This is a genomic window from Psychrobacter glacincola (assembly GCF_965118485.1).
Lineage (GTDB): Bacteria > Pseudomonadota > Gammaproteobacteria > Pseudomonadales > Moraxellaceae > Psychrobacter > Psychrobacter glacincola_D.
The window spans coordinates 44,730-67,473 of the sequence record NZ_CBCPJH010000016.1 but is presented as its reverse complement, the minus strand read 5'-3'; the positions used below and the strand labels follow the sequence as shown (position 1 = coordinate 67,473).

Here is a 22,744-nt window from a genome sequence, read left to right as displayed (position 1 = left end):
CAAAACTTTATTCGCTCATACATTATAGTCTATGATACAAAATTGCGTTCAATGACTGCTTTAAAAAATAGCGATATCTTGTAAGATGTTCTATTAATATAAATCCTAATATAGTCATAACCCAATAAAAAACATACTTAACATCCAACACCATTTAATACCTTTAAGCGACTGACCCTATTCCTATGACAGAACAGCCAAACATACCCCTGAATAAAGACCAACTAGATGTCAGCGATTGCGCAGATGCTACCATGCCTGCTAATAACTCAAATGACAAGCATTGCTCTAAAGAGCAGTTAGCCAATAAAGAGTCATCAGCCAATAAAAAACCATTGGATAAAAATCTCTTAGATAAGAAAAAATCAGATAAAAGATTAAAACGTAAAAAAGCGGCTCATAAGTCGACGGAAAAAGAAAACAACCCTGACGCTACTGATGCGCCTATTACACCGCACCCTATATTTATAGAGGTTTCCGAGCGCTGTCTTGTGGCGGCGAAACAACTTAAACGTTATAGCAAGTCTAGCTTACTACCAGCAGATACCCGCAGCGCGCCAGATTTAGACATCGGTTTTGGACAACAGCGAGCGCTAAAGGCATTACACACCGCCCTAGATATTCATGCCAGTGGCTATCATGTGTTTGCTGCTGGCGAAAATGGCTTGGGTAAGCGCACCATCATTAGTCGCTTGCTCACTCTTATTGCTGCTGATGCACCGACGCCAGATGATTGGGCTTACGTACACAATTTTACCGATCCTCGTACGCCTTTAGCGCTGCGCTTACCTGCTGGTCAAGCTGCTATCTTGCAGCAACAGGTCAATAATTTATGGCAGCAAGCCAAAAAACGGCTCAGCCAACGCTTTCGTAGCGACCAATATCAAAGCAAAATCGAAGCCATCAAAAATGACACCCATCAAAAAGAAAGCCACGCCTATGATGCGCTCAATGCTGAGGGCAAACAGTACGATTTAGCGTTAACCTTCCGCCCCTTTGATAATAAAGCTATTTTTGTGCACCCAAGCCAGCTACCGACAGAAAATATCGACAATGTTTATAATGCTGTTGCTAAAGATAAAAGGGTGTTTAATCAGGATAAAAATACAGATACCGCAAGCAACGATACGCCTGTTACTGAAACTGATAATAACGCCTACGGTAGTGAATATGAAACTGAGCTAAATAATTTTGCGCAAAAAAACCACATGCAAAAGCGCCTCAGTCAGCTGACCATTGCTTTAGAGCAATTAGAAGATGAGGCCAATGATGCCATTGAATTATTGCATCGTAATATTGCAGAGCGTGCGCTACAACCATTATTTACCCCTCTTTATGAGCAGTTTGCTGCCGAGCCACTGGTCGTTAAATATTTAAAGACGATCTTTACTGATATGGTGACTCATGTCGAGCGTATTGTGAATGGTGACGATGAAGAGTTTGTGACAGCGCTGCTTGCCACAACACCGAGCCGCTATGCGGTTAATGTCATTATTAGCCATGAGCCTGACAGCGGTGCGCCAGTTATCTTTGAAGACCTGCCTACTCATCTAAACTTATTAGGTCATGTTGAACAAATTACCCAACTAGGTACAGTCACTACTGATGTCAGCATGATTCGTGCAGGTGCTCTACATCGTGCTAATGGTGGCTATCTGCTCTTAGAAGCCAGCCATCTGCTTGAACATCCTTATGCATGGCAGGGTCTTAAGCGTGCACTACAGTCTCGTAAAATTAAACTCTCTAGCCTTGAGCAAATGCTGACCTTAACAGGCAGCTTATCATTATCACCTGCGCCAATTGATCTTGATATAAAAGTTATTTTATTAGGTGAAGCCGATTTATATTATGAATTATTAGAGCTTGAGCCCGAGTTTGATGCGGTGTTTAAGGTACGTGCTGATTTTCACGATGATGTAGTGCGCACCCATGAACACGAGCTAGCGCTGATTGGTAAAATGGCCGATATCATCGACTATGCCAATTTGTATCCGTTTGACAGAAGCGCACAAGCTGCTCTACTTGAGCATTTAAGTTTGCAAGCAGAAGACCAAGATCGTCTGAGTTTACATAGCGACTTACTTATTAAGTTATTACATGAATCAAACCGCCATGCGCGTTTGTGGGGACAAAATATTGTCAGTGCCAAGCATGTGGTACAAGCAATCGAAGATATGGACGAGCGCTCAGGCTATTTGCGCGATCTCTATTGGGATGAGCTTAAAAATGGTCAGCAACTTATTCAAACCCAAGGCGATGCAGTTGGACAAGTTAACGCTTTAACCGTGGTAAGTTATGCCGATAGTGAGTTTGGTATGCCTGCCCGTCTGACAGCGGTGATTCAGCCAAATATCGGTACTGGTGAGATCCTAGATATCGAGCGTGATGTTGACTTGGGCGGTAGTTTACACGCTAAAGGTATGCTGATTATGACCAGCTACTTACGAGCATTATTTAGTCAGCACCATGCACTAAACTTTAGTGCTTCACTGGCTTTTGAGCAAAGCTATGCGCATATTGATGGTGATAGCGCAACCGTCAGTGAAGGCTGCGCCCTATTATCTGCCTTAGCAAACGTACCTATCAATCAATCTTTAGCAATTACAGGTTCCATGAATCAGCTCGGTGAAGTACAAGCTGTCGGTGGCATCAATTCTAAGATTGCTGGTTTCTTTGATGCTTGCCGCGAGCAAGAATTGACTGGGCAGCAAGGGGTGGTTATTCCTATGGCAAACGTTAAGCAGCTCATGCTGCGTGACGATATTATTGCCGCTGTCAAAGCAGGTAGCTTTCATATCTATGGCGTACATACCTTGAATGACGCGCTTACCTTGATGACAGGTTTACCTATTGATACGATGAATAAAAAAGGTCGCTATCGTAAAGAGACACTGTTTGGTAAAGTATTAAGTCGTTTGATGCTCTGGGATGAAAACCAAAACGCAGATGATGACATTGATGATAGAAAATCAAAAAAGAAAGCTAAAAAAAAGCGCAAAGCCAAACGCCAAAAGGAAAAAGATAAAAAGAAAGTAGCTAAGAAAGACAAAGCTATTAAAGATCAGCTTATCAAAGAGGACGATGACATCATCGTAGAAGAAATCATTATAGATGAAGCACCCTAATATCTAGCGTGATTCATCTATAATGCTCTGCAATGATAATCTCTTGATGTCCTGCCATGCTCATCATAATGCGAATGACCCGCTGACTTTATAATCGTGACATTACAAAGGTTATCTTTTCATGACTATATCTCATACCGACATTGCTCATACTGACAACAATAATCGCGACAACCAACAGGCTACTAATGAGCAAGCAAACACTGTTGAGCCTTTAGAGAATAAAGCCGCAGCTGATACAGCCGATAGTCGTCATGGCGCCGCAACAACAGCGCGGCAGTGGCAAGTACTGTCACAATTACAGCGTAATCGCTGGGTCGGCACCACCCATGTTTATGAGCAGTTGATATTGGCAGGTTTTGATATCAGTTTACGTACGGTACAGCGAGACCTAAATGCTCTTGCCAAACGCTTTCCTATCGAAAAAAATAATGCTAATCCACAAGGCTGGCGCTGGGAAGATGATGCACCGCTACAAAGCTTGCCGCATATGAATTTATCGCAAGCGGTCGCCTTTAATATGGTGGAAGCCAATCTCAGTCAGCTGCTACCGCCCGTTATCCTTGATGAGCTATTTCCTTGGTTTGATTTGGCACGTCGCCAGCTCAAAAATAGTAAAGTGACCCATTCCTGGATTGATAGGGTTCGTATTGAACCTGCAACTCAGCCTTTGATTGCGCCGCATATCGATTTGGACAGTAAAGATAATATTTATCATGCTTTATTTTATCAACTACAGATCAAAGCCTGCTATACGCGTAGCAATCAATCACAAGCTAGCGAATATACTCTCAATCCTGTCGCCATTATCCAACGTGGGGTGATTATTTATCTGCTCGCGACCCGCACTGATGATAATGAGAATATTATTCGCACCTTTGCCTTACATCGATTTGCTAGTGTTGAGATATTAGATAGCGCCGCAAAAACGCCTGATAACTTCCAACTCGATAATTATCTAGATGCAGGTGGCATGGGCTTTAGCCATCCTTTATTCAGCCAACTGCCCAATCATGGTAAATATACAGCAATTGAGCTACAATTTGCCAAACAAGCTGGCAAGAGCTTGACCGAAAGCAAGCTCAGTGATGACCAAGTTGTCACCATTAATAGCGATGAAACCTTGACCATACAAGCAACTGTTAACTTAACCTCGCAGCTGGTCTGGTGGCTACGAGGTTTCGGCAATGGTATGCTCGATGCCAAACCAGCGTTACTTTATCAAGCGGTATTAGATAAAAGAGTAGATGATATCTAACTTTCCTTTATCGTACTCTAAACCGACACTTTTATAGCTACCTAACACCTTCATAAAAAACCAAGCATCAAAAGGATTACTATGTCAACCACTAACTCATCGCCATTACTTTCAGACAGCTTAAGAGGGTTAGGTCTAGATGCAGGTACTTTGTTTTTTGGTCTCAATTATGAATTTACCAAGATTGAGCAAAAAGGCGTATTTAAAAAACTAAAGAAGCGTTTTAATAAAAATGCAGGCTCGATGGATCTTGATTTGGCTTGCGTGCTATATGATAATGATTGCACTATTAGCGATATGGTTTGGTTTAAACAACTGCGTGATAAAGCCGAATCGATATGCCACCAAGGCGACAGTCTAAACGGTAAAGACCGCGGCGACCAAGCAATGTATCTTGCACCGCTTGATCAAGAGCAAATCAGGCTATATCTGGATGAAATCCCTGCTCATATTACCCACATTGCTTTGATTGCCAACTCCTATCATGGGCAACCCTTTACCAGAATTGAAAAAGGTGAGATTCATCTAAGTGATGATGAAGGTAACCGCTCTTTTGAAGTGAATTTGAAGCAGCTACCGCGTGATTGCGTGACGCTATGGGTTGCGCATTTACGACGAGAAGTAGATGACTGGCATCTAACCGTACAGAACCTACCACTTCCTGCAACTGATTTGGCACTAGCAGCAGAGCAAGTAGCGCATGAATTAGCACGTGCTTTGCCGATTCCGCAAACAATCTATAGCTAAAAAATACGTGACGCATAATAAAAAATGGTCAAGCGCTCTATAATGCGATTGACCATTTTTTATTTTATCTACAGTCGATTCAATAAAAAGAAAACCTTAGATAGCTGATATCGCTTTATTATAAGCGCTCACCGCAGTGCGGACAAAAATTCTTTTGCTGCACGTCTCTTTCACGACGCTCAAGCTCTTGCTCACGCAACACTTGCAGTACAATATCCTGTGCTTGCTCTTTATCTAAGCCAAGCTCGCGGCGTATTTTCTCAATCATCATTTGGTTCTGTACCAAATCAAAATCGCTATCAATCAACTGCCCTCGAAAGTCTTGTTCAAGCTCTTCACGGCGCTGACTGAGCTCATTTGCTAAACCCGTTGCCAAAATACCGGCAGGCAATGCTGCTAAACCCACACCCAATATAGTAATAACTGCCCCTAATATTTTGCCAGCATTAGTAATCGGTGTTACATCACCATAACCTACCGTCGTTAGTGTAACTACCGCCCACCACATGGCTTTTGGTATTGACTCAAATTCCTCAGGCTGTGCATGGTTTTCCACCAAATAAATACCACTAGATGCGGTCACAATCATGATTATTAATATAAAAATAACCGCTTGAAAGGAACCTTTTTCTTTACTAATGACCACCAGCAAAATACGTAGTGAAGCAAAATAACGAGTCAATTTAAGAATGCGGAACAGGCGCAAAATTCGCAAGAAACGCAAATCGATACTGACAAAGAAGTTCAAAAAGGCAGGAGCAATAGCAATTAAATCAATCAATGCAGAGGGACTTCTTAGCCAATCCCAGCGCTGTCGCCATGTGGTATTGATTGGCTTTGCTTCAGCAACACTCCATAGACGGAGCAGATATTCCACAGAAAATATCACAATTGAGAAGTTCTCAAACCAAGTAAAGTATTCTTGATAAGGATAATACCAATTATCGACAGACTCGGCGATGACGGCAGTGACGTTTGCCATAATTAATAAAATAAGGAAATAATCAACATAGCGACTAAAGAGCGTATCATGCTCATCGTTTTGCAAAATATTATAGACAAAAAGACGCAAGCGCCGTATAGATTGGAATAGCATGCCGTCCCTATGCGGTTTAACACCGATTTGATTTTAGCAAAAAAGTCATTATGAAAGTATGATTATACAAACTTTATATAATAAATGTGGGTGACAATCATCAATAGGATGGCAACTGCATAAAAGGCCATACGTAATAACCGCTCTTCAGCACGCAGCTTATGGCTAATTTTTTGGGTAGATATTAAAAATAACCCACAGTTTGGGCAACAGGAATCTATTTGGTCTAGCACTATTAATGAGCGGGCATGTTCACAGCGCAGTGGAGAATTACTACAGTAGCCAAGCATAATTTACAGGCAAATCCTTTTAACAATAACAGCGTATCAATACTACTAAAAACGATAAATGAAACTACCAATTAACCCACTTAACATATGACATAAACTTTAACGTATATAGACCATTCCAATTGTAACTTTAAATAGAATTATCTTAACATTCCGTTCAAAACCTTACTTTTAGTAAGGTTTTTGTAGTATAATAGATAGCAGATGTTACAGGTTAATCCCTAGCCTGACACTATGTATCGCTAACTTATGCCATCCTTATAAGCTAGCGACCATCATCTAAACGTTGAGGAATTAAACGATGAAACTACAATCCCTAGTTTTAGCTGCTGCTACTGCCCTTACTATGACCACCGCTTTTGCTGTACCTGCAGGTACTTGGTCAGTTGCCGCTGGCGCACACTATGTTGATCCTAAAAGTGATAACGGCACTTTGAATAACGGTTTATCTGTTGACGTTGATGGCGATGTACGTCCAACGATCAGTGGTGAATACTTTATCGCTAATAACGTTGGCGTTGAGCTACTCGCTGCGATTCCATTTCATCATGACTTCACTTTAAATAATGCTAATGGTAAAGAAATATATACAGGTAAAACTCAACATTTACCACCAACGCTTTCATTACAATATCACTTCGATGACTATAACTTACCTATGAACGTGAAGCCGTTCGTTGGTGTTGGTGTGAACTACACCATGTTCTTCAAAGAAAAACTTAATAATAGCGAAGGTCTTGATTTAAAACTTGACGATAGCGTCGGTGTTGCTGGTCATATCGGTCTTGATATCCCATTTGCTGCAACTGAGTCTTTCCGTATTGATGCACGCTATATGGACATCAAAACTGATGCCACTTTAAATGGTACTGATATTGGTGAAATCGACATCAGCCCTTGGGTTTATGGCGTTGCTTTTGTAAAACAGTTCTAATTTAGCAAAATTATAAGCTAAAGATTGTGAATAAAAAAAGCCAGCTGAATTGCTGGCTTTTTTGTGTCTGTCATTTATCTATATTCTGATGAAATAGCAGATATAAAAAAGACCATCCATAGACAGTCTTTTTTTATTTATATAAGTGTTAAGTAAGGGTAAGACCTATAGCAAAATGCGACGCGGATCCGCAAGCAAAGTTGCAACATAGCGGGTAAAGACTGCTGCATCAGCACCATTAATCACACGGTGGTCGTATGATAATGATAGTGGTAACATCAAACGCGGCTCAAAGGTTTGCTTAGCAGCATTCCATTTCGGTTGCATAGTTGCTTCTGATGCACCCAAGATACCGACTTGTGGCCAGTTAACCAGTGGTGTAAACGCAGTGCCGCCCAAGATACCTTGGCTTGATATAGTAAAGCTAGCGCCTTGCAAATCTTTGGTACTTAGCTTTTTGTCACGGGCTTTGATAGCCAGCTCACCGATTTCAATGGCGATTTGCTTGATGCCTTTTTCGTGAGCATTTTTAATCACTGGCACGATTAAGCCATCATCTGTTGCCACTGCGATGCCCATATTGACGCTTTTACGTAGGATAACTTGGGTATTGTCATCGCTTAAATGACTGTTAAAGCGTGGATGCTGCGTCAATGCATAAGCCGTTGCTTTGACGATAAAGGCTAAAATCGTCAAACCAATACCTTCAGCTTTCATACTGCCTTTAAGCTCATTACGCAGACTTTCTGTTTCTGTGATATCAGACAAATCAAATTGCGTCACTTGCGGCAAGTAAGTATTGTAATTCAGCTGCGGTATAGATACCTTTTGCAAGCGAGTTAAGTCTTGGGTTTCTGTTTCGCCCCAAATCTCAACGTTACTCATATCAGGCAAGCTTGGTAAGCTAGCTCTAGACGCACTGCCAACAGTAGCTGGAGCAGCTTGCTTTGTGGTTAGGCTTTGTTTGACATGAGCAAACAAATCTTCTTTTAAGATACGCGCATTGAGTGCCGAACCTGCCACTTCACTGATATCTACACCTAATTGACGGGCAAGCTTACGCACGGCAGGACCTGCATAGACATCAACCATTTTTTCATTGACTTGTGCTTCGGTCAGCTTATTACCTATGCTACTTGTTGCAGTAGTGCTAGCAACTTGTTTAGGCGCAGTCGTTGTAGCTTGTTTAGCAGATTTCTGGCTTGAATCAGTCTTTTGCTCGCTAACTGCTGGTTTTAAATCTTGCGATTGGGCGACTAGTGCTTTGGCTTCAATTGCAGCATTAGCATTGTCTGAGCTTTGACCAATGATGACAATAAAATCTTGACCATTGGCAACCATATCGCCTACTTGCACCAGTATTTTTTCAACTTTACCAGCTTGTGGCGCAGGTACTTCAACCGACGCTTTATCTGATTCAATCAGCAAGATAGACTGATCGGCGCTGACGATATCGCCGACACTGATCATAATCTCAGACACTTGCGCTTCATCAACGCCTAAATCTGGTAGTGCGTAAGTGGTTGCTGAAGCTGCTTGAGCAGGTTGTGAAGTGCTGTCATTTTGACTGACTTCAACCGCTTTTTCTTCGCTAGCTACTGACTGCTCGACTGGTGCTTGCTCAGATACTTTATCGTCATTTTTAGCATCCGTATCTTCAACAGCTTCACTTTCAATCTCGATCAGCACCATACCTTCACTGACTTGATCACCAATTGCAACACTGATTTTGGTTACTTTACCAGCAGCAGAGCTTGGTACTTCGACTGAGGCTTTGTCAGACTCTAGTAAAACAATATTGTCGTCTTTTGCAATAACGTCGCCAACTTTTACCATAATTTCACTGACTTCGGCGCTATCGACACCCAAATCGGGGGCTTTAATGTCCATGTTTTATTTCCTTGTCTTATGGTTATTTTTCTTCGACGTCAGCATTATTGAGTAAGGCAGCATCCGCTTTATCTTCGGCGCGACCTTCACTGCTTATTTCTTCATCGTCTTCAACATTAAACTCAGGTACAGGAGTCGGATTGACATTACCAGGTGCTGGAGCGTCTGGAGAGTGGTCATAATACGGCTGTTGCTGCCATGCAGGCGGATGATCAATATCAATATTTAAGCTTGAAATTGCATCTTTAACCAAGCGCATTTCAACTTCGCCTTCGTCAGCCAAGCGTTTTAGGGTAGCCACTACGATATGAGCGGCATCAACGTTAAAGAAGCTACGTAAATTCTCACGGGTATCAGAGCGACCATAACCATCAGTACCTAGTGTGGTATATGGACGGCTATCTGGTAACCAAGCACGGATCTGTTCTGAATAGTTGCGCATATAATCGGTTGCAGCAACGACTACACCTTCATGCGGAGCAAGCTGTTCAGTAACCCATGGCACACGCTCTTCATCCATTGGATGTAGGCGATTGTAGTCATCACAAGCCATGCCGTCACGAGTTAACTCATTAAAGCTGGTGACACTCCAAACGTTAGATGAGATATTGAACTCATCTTTTAAGATACGTGCCGCTTTTTGTACTTCGCGTAAGATAACACCAGAACCTAATAATTGAACTTGTGCAGAACCATTATCTTCTAATAGATACATACCACGCTTGATGCCTTCTTCAACACCTTCTGGCATGGCAGGTTGCTCATAGTTCTCATTCATCACGGTGAGATAATAATAAATACGCTCGCCTTCAGCATACATGCGGCGTAAACCATCATGCATAATCACTGCCAATTCATAACCAAAGCACGGATCATAGCTCACACAGTTAGGAACGACGTTGAATAAAATTTGCGAATGACCATCTTGATGCTGTAGACCTTCACCATTTAACGTGGTGCGACCTGCCGTTGCACCCAGTAAGAAGCCCTGTGCTTGACAATCACCTGCCGCCCAAGCCAAATCGCCAACACGTTGGAAACCAAACATTGAATAGTAGATATACATTGGGATCATTGGCAAAGCGTTAGTCGAGTAACTGGTTGCTAGAGCAATCCACGCACTCATTGCACCCGCTTCGTTGATACCTTCTTCTAACATATGACCGTCGATGGCTTCTTTGTAACCCATCAAGGCTTCACTGTCTTCAGGCGTATATTTTTGCCCAACCGCCGAGTAGATGCCCAATTGACGGAACATACCTTCTAAACCAAAGGTACGCGCTTCATCAGGAACGATAGGAACAACGCGATCTTGAATATCTTTGTTTTTTAACATCGCAGCAAGCAGACGTACAAACACCATCGTCGTTGATTGCTCTTTACCGTTACTACCTTTCAAGACACGATCAAAAATCGACAATTCAGGAATATTTAATGGAATATGCCCACTGCGACGATTTGGCAAATGACCACCTAACGCTTCGCGGCGACCTTTTAGATACTTCATCTCTGCTGAATCTTCAGCTGGACGATAGAACGGAAGCGTCTCTAACTGCTCATCAGTAAAGGGTAAGTCAAAACGATCACGGAAATACACCAATGCTTCTTGATCGAGCTTCTTGACTTGATGCGATTTGTTAACTGCTTGGGTGGTGGATAGACCATAACCTTTTACCGTTTTCACTAAAATAACGGTTGGTTGACCTTTGGTTTTCATCGCCTCACTAAATGCAGCATAAACCTTCATAGGATCATGACCACCACGGTTCAGACGTGAAATATCTTCATCCGTTAAGGCATCTGCCATCTCTTTTAATTCAGGATATTTATTAAAGAAATGTTCACGGGTAAATTTAGCATCGCGCGCTTCATATAACTGATATTCGCCATCAACTGCTTCTTCCATGCGATGCTTTAGAACGCCGGTATCATCATTGGCAAGCAGACTGTCCCAGTTACCACCCCAAACGACTTTAATCACTCGCCAGCCGGCACCGCGGAATACTGATTCAAGTTCTTGAATAATTTTGCCATTACCACGAACTGGACCATCAAGGCGTTGCAGGTTACAGTTGACCACCCATATGAGGTTATCTAATTTCTCACGACCAGCAAGAGAGATAGCACCTAAGCTTTCTGGCTCATCCGTTTCACCATCACCTAAGAATGCCCAAATCTTACGACCTTCCGATTCTAGCAGCTTGCGGTTTTCCATATAGCGATGTACATGGGCATGGTAGATTGACATGATAGGACCTAAACCCATCGACACCGTTGGGAACTGCCAATAGTCCGGCATTAAGTATGGATGTGGATAGCTTGATAAGCCTTTACCACCAACTTCACGGCGGAAATTATCCAACTGATCTTCGCTTAAGCGACCTTCTAGATAAGAACGCGCATACATACCTGGCGCTGAGTGACCTTGGTAGTAAATCATATCGCCGCCGAAATGATCGCTGGCAGCACGGAAGAAGTGGTTAAAACCAGTTTCGTATAACGTCGCACTAGAGGCAAATGAGGCTAAATGACCACCCAAATCGTCATCGTTTTTATTGGCACGCATAACCATTGCCAAGGCATTGTAGCGAATCAAGGCGCGAATTTTGCGCTCAATCGCTAAGTCACCTGGGTACATTGGCTCATCTTCAACGGCGATGGTATTGATATAGGCCGTATCCAAACGGTTAAATGGCAGACCCTCTTGTACACCCATGTTATATAGGGCTTTTAATAAAAACTGCGCACGATCTTTATCAGCATGCTTAATGACAGACTCAAAAGCCTGAAGCCATTCCTGCGTTTCGCTGCTATCAGCATCCTTGTAATAATTCATCTCTTTCAATCCTTGTTATTGGTCATTCCTGCATGATGGCAGGATATTATTAAATTACAGAGTTATACATATTTTGTAAGCGAGCGATTTACTTAATGCCTTCCTTGATGCATCTCGTCATTCCATTATATGTCGTGGTGATTACAGAGCAGTTGCTAGTGAACAGCAACTGTACTTTGGCATGGGGTCGAACAGACATCGGAGTAAAAGTAAACGACAGCCGATATGCGATTTTTATCATCAAATTATATTGACGCTCTATTATAGGGGATTATCAACGGATTGTTTATAGCTGTAGAGAAATGACGATATGACAAGTATTTTTAAAATAAATACTGATTATTTTTTTGGGGTGTTAAAGAAAAATTTTGGGTATTTACTAACGCACAAGATTTTTTGAGCATGGAAATGTATTTTGTCGTACTAAAAGTACCATTCATCCGTTTTATAAGATTTTTACAAGATTATTGCTTAATATATTAAGTTACGTAATGTAAACAATATTTTGGTGACTTTTAAATTCAGATTCTTGGTAAATGTTCAGGGCAAGTTTTAGCTTACAGGGATATCAATATGACTCAGACTCAAAGCTTTTCAAATTCTACAGTTCTACAAATATTTAATAAATATACATATCGAATACTAGTATTTGTAGCGATATTGACTTTTCTATTATGTAACAGTCCTGCTTTAGCAGTAGTAGTTAAAAATCCTGGGGCAACTTGTAATACAAACTTTGCTCAGGGAAGCTTTACCAGTAGAGATTACAATAATCTAGTATCAGCTGTTGATGATAATAGTTACGTGAATATATTAGGTAATGCAGCAGGCAGTATTCCCTTACAAATAAAGGTAAGCACGTCCGAATCTAGTGCAAGTACCACAAAAGCTAACTTTGGTATTGTTACACAATCTAGCGATTCCACAATTACCGCTATTAATACTAGACGGACATTTCCTACAGTTTCTGATTATACTGATATTACTTTTGATTTTCGTAATAACACAACACTACAACCTATCTACCTTACTAATTTTGCTCTTAGTGCATTTGATGTTGATTATTCAAACAACACTAGTAATTATTTTGATGACAATATTATAGTAACTGGTCGCGATCAGAACAATGTTGAAATTAGTGGAACATTACAAACAATAGCAGGATCAAATATTACCTCTGGTAGCCGAGGTATATATACATCTAACACTTCTGACCCTAACTGTACAGGTCAATCTATGGATGTAAAGTGTCAAGCTTCAATAAAGTTTTCTCAACCTATAAAATCAGTAAAAATTCGTTACACCAATTATACTTTAAACAGTAACAAATCTCCGACTAATCAAGAGATTGATTTCCGAGTAGATAACTACTGTTATGTTCCCGAATATATCTTCTCAGGTACAGTATTCGATGACAATGGTGGTATCCCTGAAAATAGAGCTAATAAAGACAATGCTGACATTACTACGCCTAGTAGTATTTATACAAATCGACCTAAATACTTTAATGGTGAGTATGACCCTACCTTCTCTGAGACGGGCATTTCTGGCAGTACAGTAAGGTTAACTAATTGTTCTAATACATCGACTACTTATCCAACACAATCAGTTCTTAAAAATGGTGCTCCCGTCGGTGAGTATCAAATCAGTATACCTAAAACTACTCTAGGTAATAACACCAATCTCTGTTTAATAGAAAATCGTACTGGCGATACTTATCCTATCCGCACTTCTAATGAGAACAAAAATGTGGGCTTTACGACGACTAATTATAACTATCCTGATAATAACTTTGGTAGGGTTATAGCTGAAAATGCTGCTTTGGTGCTTAGGAAAGCTCAATATGTAAATAATTGTCGTGCAGACATAAATTATACTGATAGTAAACTCAATATTGCAGGTAATACAAACCCTAATACTGGATTTAGTGAATACAGTATCACAGATAATCTCAATCTAGGACAGTGTATTGCTTATAGAATAACAGCTACCAATCGTGCGAATTCTCCTATTAACAATTTTGTAATGCAAGACAAGTTACAGAAAAAAGAGCCAGGTGGTGCTTTGGTTACTTCAGTGTTAGCGAATCCGATATCTAATACGGTCGATTATGCTTCTGACAGCGTGCCCATTGGTCAAAATGGTGTAGTAAAAACCAATTCTTTTGTTTTACCTTTAAGATCAAAACGCGTTTTCTATTTCAACACCAAATACGGAACTACTGTAGATCCTTAGTCTCTATTTCCTCTTGCATTATTCATAATCTTAAAGAATTTATTTTTTTAAACAAAAGCCCTATCTCTCGAGATAGGGCTTTTACCGTTCGGCTACTTAAAAGTGCCATTTGTCGCTTTTATAGTGAAAGATTGTATTTACTTTGTGACAATGGCATCAAGAAATAACACTCACTCTATCACTGACTTTTATTCACTAAAAAACTTTATTTTTATAGCAGTAATTGAAGTCAGATTGATAGTAACGGTTTAAGCAAGGAATACACTATGAAAGGTTTTAATGTTTTACGCAGCACCTTATTAGCAAGCTTAGCATCGGTCATTTTATTCAGTACAGCGCATGCCGATGACGCTTTGAAAATGGATTTAACCGTCAATCAAGTTATCAAAAATACTGAAGGTAAAACCAGTTACTCTCCAGTCCGTACCGCTCCAGCTGGTACGGTTATTCAGTATAAAGCGACCTATAGCAATACGATTAATAAAGATATCCAAGATTTAGCAGTCATCCTACCTATCCCTGCCAATATGACCTTCACTGGTGAAGCAAATCCATCAAGTGCTCAAGCCAGTATCGATGGCAAGAACTATATGGATATGCCATTGATGCGTAAAGTCGATGGCAAGATGGTCAAAATTCCGTTTTCTGAATACCGTACTCTGCGTTGGAATATCAAGCTATTACCAGCACAGAAATCTGCCGCTGTCGCACTGAATACAATCGTTAATTAGTCGTCTACTTCAACCCATAAAACATTGCTTTTTTAATTTTAGGATATCTATATGAAATCAAAAACTTTTAATTATTCTCTCCTAGCTGTAGGTGTTGCTGCAGTAATGAGTTTATCTACTGGCGTAAATGCTGCTGAACCTACTGGTGGTACTGGCACTGGTAGCTTCGATGTTACAAACAAAGCATCTGCTAAATACACTGTTGCAGGTAACACTACACAACAGGAAGCTTTTTCTAACGAAGTAACTGTCAAAGTAAACGAAACCAGCTCGTTTACTTTACTTACTGATAATGTTGGTCGTCCGATTAACCCACAGGCTAATTCAACAGCTAGCTTTACGCACACCCTAAAGAACGAAGGTAACGTAAATGACACTTATACTTTGGAGCTAAAAAACGTTACTGGAGATGATTTTGACTATAGCGGCTATACCGTTACTTATAAACTAAATGGTACTGGTGCAGATATTAACGTTCCTATAACTAATGCTAATGGCAAATTTACTGGCGCTATCTCTCTGAATGCTAAAGACTCTGCTAATATCACTATTGTAGCGACTGCTGATACTGTACGAACTATCGACAAGAACGGTATTCTTGTAGTAAGTGCTGAAAGTGCTTATTTGAAAGTTAAGAATTCAGGAAATGCAAACGCTTATACTGCATCGAATACTGACAGTGCAAAAACCACTACGCCTGTTTATGCTATTACTAAATCGGCAACTACTAACCTGGACAATAAAACTTTCGATATAGCAAACTCTGCTTCATTCATTAAATATACTATTGCAGTGAAAAACGAAGGTAATACAAATGGAACGGGCCTTACCATTTCAGATACCCTACCAGCTGGACTGATTATTGATCTCACTAAAGCTCCTGTAGTTACCGCAAGTAATGGTAGTACACCTGTAGCAGCTACCTTTATAGCTACCAATGGAGGTATTGAAGTTGTCGGTCAAGGGATCAAGGAGGGAGAGACAATTACTATCGTTTTTTATGCGAAACAAGATGGCACGACGCTAACTAACGCTAGTAAAATCGTTAACCATGCCATTGTCGATGACAAAAATGGCATGATTGATAGTACAAAGGACACCGATGACGTCAACTATGAAGATAAAACTGGAGCTGACTACAAAGGTGAGGATGCGAACACTTCAGAAATTACGACGAACTCACAAACTCGTAAGATCACCATTACTAAAGATGATGATAAAGAAGTGGCTTTAAAAAGTGACACCTACTACAGCTATACAATAAAGAACGATGGTACTGACATTAATGAAGCTGTCACTGCGGGTGATGTTTTATTCACAGTTGCACCGACCACTAACAACGACCAAGTTACTATTGAAAAGGTTTATGTTGATAAAAACGGTAACGGTGTATTCGACACTGGTGACGTAGAGCTAGCTAAAAAACTATCTGGTGAATACGACCTAAACGACGTATTAGTTGCATTAGGAAAGACTAAATTAGCTCCTACCGAAGAAGTGAAAATCTTGGTACAGGTAAAAACTAACGGTGTAGGCTCTAATGAAGCGACTGCTAGCAATCTCAATACGTCTGAGACAATGGCTGTTACCATAACACCGAAAACAGCAATAGCCGGTACGGCTGCCCCTGTAGCTACTGTCGCAACCACTACAACCACTATGCAAGGTATTGATTTACAGAAATATCAAACGGTTGCTGACTGCACTACAGCTGTATCCAATATCCCTAACAATAGTGCGCTTTGGCTTAAAACTCCTGCTACTGCATTAGCAGGTCAATGTATCTTCTATAAGCTTGAAGCCACCAATACATTCACGACTGCTAGCAGTGTAACCATTAAAGATGTAACTATATCAGATATTCTAAATAGTAAAATTGCCTATAGAGGTGATTTCGAGGCTACACCTGTAACAAGTAATACTGGCACAAACCCTGAAATTATAGGTATTTTTAATACCATAGCACCTCAGGCGAAAGGCGTCATTAAGTTCTCTGTGACGACTTCTCAAACCGGTAAACCTTAACATTTCTATCTAACATATTATACTTAGTTGAAAGAGCTTCCCTAACAGTAGTTTAGGGAAGCTCCATCTATAAACATAAAATAATGCTTATAGACCAACCCTCTAGCTTTAACTAATCACTTTATATTATCTAGGCTAGGGAATCTCCACCTTTGCCCTCACCGATATTTTATTGGATAAGCGACATATGACTCTATCTACCATGACACCGTCTAATCGTACTGCCTTATGTACCGCAAAGATCTCTGCGCTGTCATTAGCGATGTTGTTTATCCAATCAAATACAGCGTTTGCTGCACCCAACGCACTCGTTGAGCTAATTAATAATACCGCTCAAGCTAGCTACCATGTCAATAACGATACTAGCGTTGGTTTGAGCAGTACGTCTAACCAAGTACAAGTCAACTCCTCAGTACCAATTGTGTATAACATTAGCTTAACCCAGCCGCCAGTACAGACGATTGCTCCTGGTGCTAACGTTAGCTGGCTCAATACCCTAAAAAACACCAGCACTGGTGATGCAACTATTGAACTAAGTTGGTCGATACCTGCTACTTTATCCAATCTACAAGTTTACCAAGACATCAATCAAAACGGCCTGATTGATGCTGGTGATTTACTACTGTCCAATTTAAGTCAGATTACCATCGGTCAAGAAGAGAGTATTCAGCTCATTATTCAAGCGCTCACTGATATCGATGCTCGCGATGGTGACATAATAGATATCAAGCTCGGTGCGGCGGTTGTTGAAGATAAGTCAGTGAAAGCAGTAGCAACTGACAGTCTGGTTATCGTTGCACCTAGCATTGACTTTATGTTTTTCTCATGGGATGGATATAAAAAGAAATCACAGGTTAGCGAAGATATCTATATCGAAGCCAGCTACGCACAATGTAACGTCCAATTCGATGCTCCTGATCAAATTTGGGTTACTGTCACCTCATCTCTCACTGGTGATACGTACTCGCTGAAAGCAATAGAAACTGGTAAAAATACTGGTAAGTATCGACTATCAGCACCGACACAATATAACGCCAATAGTATTGATGACAAGTTTATTCAAACATTACAAGGTGATACGTTAACTGCAACCTTAGAAGCTTGTATCGCACCATCAGTTGGTCTTGATCCTGACCAACAGCCAGGCCCATCTGACTTGACCGCTATTACTGAAGATATCAGCAGTAATATTGCGATTGTTAATGAATATCCAAATTTACAAGTAACTAAAGAAAGTAGCGTAAAGACTGCTGAGCTTGGTGATTATGTTAATTATAATATTACCGTTAAAAATGATGGTAAAGCGACTGCTTATGATGTGGAGTTAAAAGACGCACTACCGCGTGGCTTTGATTATGTTCAAGGCAGTGTACGTATTGATAAGGCTCAGACTACTGAATTTAAGACTGATGGTAAATATCAAGTCTTGAGCTTGGGTAATATGGATATTAATGAAACAAAAGAAATTACCTACCGTGTCTTAATAGGATCATCAGCATTAGGTGGTGATGGTATCAATCGCGCAACCGCTTATGGTCGTGACGAAAAAAATAAAACATTTGCTTCTATGGAGGCTCAGTGGCCAATCGAAGTAAGTCGCGGTGTCATGAATACGGACGGCATCATCGTCGGTAAGGTCTATCACGATATCAACCGTGACGGCATTCAGCAAAAAGAAGCTGGCGAGCTTGGCGTTGCTGGTGTACGACTCTATATGGAAAACGGCAACTTTGTCGTCACCGATTCTGAAGGTAAATACAACTTTTATGGTATCAGTGCCAAGACCCACGTCCTAAAAATTGACCGCACCACTATTCCAAACGCCACCGAACTGGTCACCCAAAGTAACCGTAATGCTGGCGATGCCGGTAGCCGTTTTGTCGACCTAAAATATGGCGAGCTGCATCGCGCTGACTTCGGTATCGTTGGCGGTATGGCAGATACTACCGAACGTTTAAATAAAGAGCTTGTAGCTCGTAGTAAAAGTATTGGCGCCAAAAACGATCGCTTAGAGCAAGCCGTTAAAAGCGAGCTCACTTTAGAGCCTGACTATAACCGTGATAATAAAGACAATGTCGACGCTAGCGGCTGTAAGTCTAATGACGTGCTAGATGCGGGTATCCAATGCGACTCAGCCATCGTCAACGAAATGGTCAACCCCTCTGCCAATCGCATTGATATGGCAGTCACTAAAGTTGCTCCTCCAGTAGAAAAAGAATTAGAGGAATATCTAAAAGAAGTCGTTACCAATGACGTTGCTTTCATTAATCTAAATGAGGGTCAGCAGCTGAGTACTTACAAACAAATGGTGCAAGTACAAGCACCACTTGGCTCTAACTTTACCTTATATGCTAACGGCAAAGCCGTATCAGCAGAACAAATCGGAAAAACGGCTGAACAAGAAAAGCAAAACGTTACCGCTTTTGATTATTACGCGGTCGATTTACAACGCGGCGCTAATACACTACGCGGTGTCGCTACTGACGTAAATGGCAAAGTTATCTCTGAGCAGACTATCAAAGTGTTAACGCCAGATAGCTTGCAATCTATTGATTATCGTACCCAAAAGCAATTGGTAGCAGCGGACGGTGTCAGCGACTATCAAATCGTTATTAGTCTAAAAGATCGTGATGGTCGTCCTTATATAGCATCAACCCCTATCACTATTGATACCAACATTGGTCGTATTAACTTAGAAGACAGCAATAAAGACCAAGCAGGCACGCAAGTGACTGTTAATGGCGGTGAGCTTTTAGTCGCTGTGACGGCGCCAAACGTACCCGGTAAAGGCGAGCTGGTTATCAATACTGGTAGCAGTAAGCAAGTCATTCCGCTACAGTTTACGGCTCAGCTGCGTCCACTGATTGCGGTTGGTATTGTTGAAGGCGCTATCTCGCTTAAAGACTTCGATGGTAGCAATATCACTGACGCACAAGGTGCTTTTGAAAAAGAATTGCGTGAAATCGCCGGTAACGATGATTACTCAGCGACAGGTCGCGCGGCGATGTTCTTAAAAGGTAAAGTACGCGGTGATTACCTACTAACGCTGGCTTATGATAGTGACAAAAAAGGCGAGCGTCTGTTCCGTGATATCGAGCCAGGCGAATACTACCCTGTCTATGGTGACTCATCAGCCAAAGGTTTTGATGCGCAATCGACTAGCAAGCTATATGTGCGTCTTGATAAAGGTCGCTCATTTGCCATGTATGGTGATTTAAAAACCCAAATCGACAATGATGATGGTATCAAGCTTGGTCAATACAACCGTACGTTGACTGGCGTTAAAGCACAGTTTGAAGATAGCAATACACGCACTACTGCGTTTGCTGCTGAGACTAGCACGTCACAGCGCGTCAATGAAACTCGCGGTCTTGGTATTTCAGGTCCTTACCCACTTGCTAACAACTTTGATGCGGTATTAGAAAACTCTGAAACCATCGAGGTGATTACGCGTGATGCCAATAACCCAGGACGTATCGTACGCCGTGAGACTTTAACACGTTTTGCTGATTATGAAATCGATCCTATCAGCCGTAGCTTATATCTAAAAGCACCAATTGCCAGCCAAGATATTGACGGTAACCCTATCTATCTACGCATCACTGTCGAAGTCGATGAAGGCGGCGAGAAATATTGGGTTGGTGGCGTCGCAGCCAAGCAACAATTAACCGATAAAGTCTCTATTGGCGGTAGCTATATCAACAGTGATGATCCACTGAATAAAGAAGAGCTTGCCAGCGTTAATACTGTGATTAAAATTAACGATAAGTTAAAACTGGTCGCAGAATATGCCAAAAATAAAGCTGAGAACTCAAACTTCCAACCAAGTAATCAGATCAATGTCACAGAACTAACGAGTAATGACGTCGAAGGCGATGCACTACGTATTGAGCTTGACTATGATAATAAGAAAAACACCCGTGCAAAAGCCTATCATAACGATACTGATATCGGTTTTGTCACAGGCGCGTCCCCTCAAACTGCTGGACGTACAGAATCAGGTGTAGAAGTTACTCATACTTTAAGTAATAAAAATACTGCACTAAAGCTAGAAGGCGTACGTACTAAAGACCATACTACCGATGCCAGCATTGAAGGCGTACAAGCCAGCGTTGAACAACGTTTAAGCAAAAACATCGTTGGTGAAATTGGCGTACGTTACTACAAGCAAGAAGCAGCAGCTTCACGTAATATCCAAGCAGCAACCGATGTCGTCGATATTACTAAAGACACTATTTTTAATGATGACCTCATTAACCAATCAGCGCTTAATGGCGTTAATACTATAGAAAAAGACATTGAAGGTACTACTGCACGCGCGCGTTTAACTGCGCGTTTACCAAAGCTGAATAACTCATTAGTATTTGCTGAGTACGAACAAGATATTGAACATAGCTCACGTAATGCAACCTCTATCGGTGGTGAAGCTGCACTCGGTAATTTAGGTCGACTTTATGCTCGTCATGATTTAATCAATAGCTTATCAGGCAGCTACGGATTAGACGACTCTGAAGAGCGTCAACGTACCGTTGTTGGTTTTGATGCCACTTATATGAAAGACGGCAAGGTTTATAGTGAATACCGTATGCGTGATGCCATCAGTGCTCGTGAAGCGGAAGCTGCCATTGGTCTAAAGAATAAATGGTATGTCCAAGAAGGTTTTACGCTTAATACCTTACTAGAGCGTGTTGAGTCTTTAGAAGGCGAAAAAGACAGCACTGCAACTGCAGCAGGTTTTGGCGTTGAGTATTTGGCGAACGAGAACTACAAAGCATCAGCTCGCTTAGAAAAACGCTGGGGCGATACCAGTGACACTTTACTAGGTAGTGCAGGTATTGCTTATCGTTATAGCGAAGAGGTTACGTTATTAGCCAAAGATATCTATTCAAAGGTTGATTATGATGATGGTTATCGTACGATCAATCGCTTTCAACTAGGTGCTGCCTACCGTGATTACGATAGTAACCAGCTCGATATGCTTGCTAAGCTTGAGTATCGCTTAGATGACAATGCGACTGGTGATAATCCTTACCAAAAAGATGCGCTGGTCTGGTCATGGAGTGGTAACTACCATCCAACGCGTCCATTGACGTTATCAGGACATTATGCCGGTAAGTATACTGAATATGACGCTCAAGGTATCGCAAGCGATAATACCGCTCACGCTGTTTATGCTCGTGGATTGTATGATATTGGCGAGCGCTGGGATATTAGTTTACAAGCAGGTACTTACTGGAATAAGCAAGCAAATGACCTAGCCTATTTAGTTGGCGCTGAAGTTGGCTATAGCCCAATGACCAACCTTTGGTTGTCACTTGGTTATAACTTTATGGGCTTTGAAGACGAAGATATTGCTTATGATGATACAACCATAGAAGGCGCTTACTTTAGACTACGCTTCAAGTTTGATGAAGATTTATTTAAGCGTGAAGACCCCCGTAAAAACAAACGTATAACCCCTACTTCTACATTATAATATGGGCAGTTGGTATAAAAACTGTCATCTGGAATAGCGCGATACTCTTAAAGTAAATTGACTATCGCCTTTCATAAGCGATAAAATCAGTCTCACATTAC

11 protein-coding genes are annotated in these 22,744 nt (G+C 41.2%); 8 read left to right on the top strand and 3 right to left on the bottom strand.

What is annotated here, in order from left to right:
• The first annotated feature begins 185 nt into the window (after positions 1 to 185).
• From ACMHKH_RS07795 to ACMHKH_RS07785, 3 genes are all read left to right on the top strand, one after another.
• Entirely contained in the window at positions 186 to 3,125 is a 2,940-nt protein-coding gene (locus ACMHKH_RS07795) for an AAA family ATPase (RefSeq protein WP_413520076.1), read from the top strand.
• Between the two features lie 121 nt (positions 3,126 to 3,246).
• Positions 3,247 to 4,383, top strand: coding sequence for a helix-turn-helix transcriptional regulator (locus tag ACMHKH_RS07790; RefSeq protein ID WP_413520075.1), 1,137 nt, complete (start codon positions 3,247 to 3,249; stop codon positions 4,381 to 4,383).
• 81 nt (positions 4,384 to 4,464) lie between these two features.
• On the top strand, positions 4,465 to 5,130 hold the full coding sequence (locus tag ACMHKH_RS07785; RefSeq protein ID WP_413520074.1) for a TerD family protein: 666 nt from the start codon (positions 4,465 to 4,467) through the stop codon (positions 5,128 to 5,130).
• A gap of 118 nt (positions 5,131 to 5,248) precedes the next feature.
• On the opposite strand, the gene ACMHKH_RS07780 is transcribed toward ACMHKH_RS07785, so the two are convergent.
• Positions 5,249 to 6,226: an ion transporter gene (locus ACMHKH_RS07780; protein ID WP_413520073.1), complete on the bottom strand. Its 978-nt coding sequence runs from the start codon at positions 6,224 to 6,226 to the stop codon at positions 5,249 to 5,251.
• Positions 6,227 to 6,817: 591 nt separating this feature from the next.
• Between ACMHKH_RS07780 and ACMHKH_RS07775 the strand changes: the two genes are divergently transcribed.
• Positions 6,818 to 7,450 carry an OmpW/AlkL family protein gene (locus ACMHKH_RS07775; RefSeq protein ID WP_413520072.1) on the top strand — a complete coding sequence of 211 codons (633 nt, stop codon included), beginning with the start codon at positions 6,818 to 6,820 and terminating at the stop codon, positions 7,448 to 7,450.
• 165 nt (positions 7,451 to 7,615) lie between these two features.
• Here ACMHKH_RS07775 and ACMHKH_RS07770 read toward each other — a convergent pair whose 3' ends face one another.
• Positions 7,616 to 9,340, bottom strand: a complete 1,725-nt coding sequence (locus ACMHKH_RS07770) for a 2-oxo acid dehydrogenase subunit E2 (protein WP_413520071.1) — start codon at positions 9,338 to 9,340, stop codon at positions 7,616 to 7,618.
• Positions 9,341 to 9,362: 22 nt separating this feature from the next.
• Positions 9,363 to 12,176 (bottom strand): pyruvate dehydrogenase (acetyl-transferring), homodimeric type, encoded by a 2,814-nt coding sequence (aceE, locus tag ACMHKH_RS07765; RefSeq protein WP_413520070.1) that lies wholly within the window; start codon positions 12,174 to 12,176, stop codon positions 9,363 to 9,365.
• Positions 12,177 to 12,749: 573 nt separating this feature from the next.
• Here aceE and ACMHKH_RS07760 point away from each other — a divergent pair.
• The 4 genes from ACMHKH_RS07760 to ACMHKH_RS07745 all read left to right on the top strand — a co-directional run bounded on the left by ACMHKH_RS07760 (position 12,750) and on the right by ACMHKH_RS07745 (position 22,643).
• Complete coding sequence (locus tag ACMHKH_RS07760; protein ID WP_413520069.1) at positions 12,750 to 14,411, top strand: hypothetical protein; 1,662 nt, start codon at positions 12,750 to 12,752, stop codon at positions 14,409 to 14,411.
• Positions 14,412 to 14,677: 266 nt separating this feature from the next.
• On the top strand, positions 14,678 to 15,142 hold the full coding sequence (locus ACMHKH_RS07755) for a hypothetical protein (protein WP_274902151.1): 465 nt from the start codon (positions 14,678 to 14,680) through the stop codon (positions 15,140 to 15,142).
• 51 nt (positions 15,143 to 15,193) lie between these two features.
• Positions 15,194 to 17,167 carry a hypothetical protein gene (locus tag ACMHKH_RS07750; protein ID WP_413520068.1) on the top strand — a complete coding sequence of 658 codons (1,974 nt, stop codon included), beginning with the start codon at positions 15,194 to 15,196 and terminating at the stop codon, positions 17,165 to 17,167.
• A gap of 187 nt (positions 17,168 to 17,354) precedes the next feature.
• Complete coding sequence (locus tag ACMHKH_RS07745) at positions 17,355 to 22,643, top strand: SdrD B-like domain-containing protein (RefSeq protein ID WP_413520067.1); 5,289 nt, start codon at positions 17,355 to 17,357, stop codon at positions 22,641 to 22,643.
• Positions 22,644 to 22,744 lie beyond the last annotated feature (101 nt).

Excerpts from the sequence above, each read along its gene's own strand:
- ACMHKH_RS07795 (WP_413520076.1), top strand. The coding sequence starts at position 186 with ATGACAGAACAGCCAAACATACCCCTGAATAAAGACCAACTAGATGTC.
- ACMHKH_RS07790 (WP_413520075.1), top strand. The coding sequence starts at position 3,247 with ATGACTATATCTCATACCGACATTGCTCATACTGACAACAATAATCGC.
- ACMHKH_RS07785 (WP_413520074.1), top strand. The coding sequence starts at position 4,465 with ATGTCAACCACTAACTCATCGCCATTACTTTCAGACAGCTTAAGAGGG.
- ACMHKH_RS07780 (WP_413520073.1), bottom strand. The coding sequence starts at position 6,226 with ATGCTATTCCAATCTATACGGCGCTTGCGTCTTTTTGTCTATAATATT.
- ACMHKH_RS07775 (WP_413520072.1), top strand. The coding sequence starts at position 6,818 with ATGAAACTACAATCCCTAGTTTTAGCTGCTGCTACTGCCCTTACTATG.
- ACMHKH_RS07770 (WP_413520071.1), bottom strand. The coding sequence starts at position 9,340 with ATGGACATTAAAGCCCCCGATTTGGGTGTCGATAGCGCCGAAGTCAGT.
- aceE (WP_413520070.1), bottom strand. The coding sequence starts at position 12,176 with ATGAATTATTACAAGGATGCTGATAGCAGCGAAACGCAGGAATGGCTT.
- ACMHKH_RS07760 (WP_413520069.1), top strand. The coding sequence starts at position 12,750 with ATGACTCAGACTCAAAGCTTTTCAAATTCTACAGTTCTACAAATATTT.
- ACMHKH_RS07755 (WP_274902151.1), top strand. The coding sequence starts at position 14,678 with ATGAAAGGTTTTAATGTTTTACGCAGCACCTTATTAGCAAGCTTAGCA.
- ACMHKH_RS07750 (WP_413520068.1), top strand. The coding sequence starts at position 15,194 with ATGAAATCAAAAACTTTTAATTATTCTCTCCTAGCTGTAGGTGTTGCT.
- ACMHKH_RS07745 (WP_413520067.1), top strand. The coding sequence starts at position 17,355 with ATGACTCTATCTACCATGACACCGTCTAATCGTACTGCCTTATGTACC.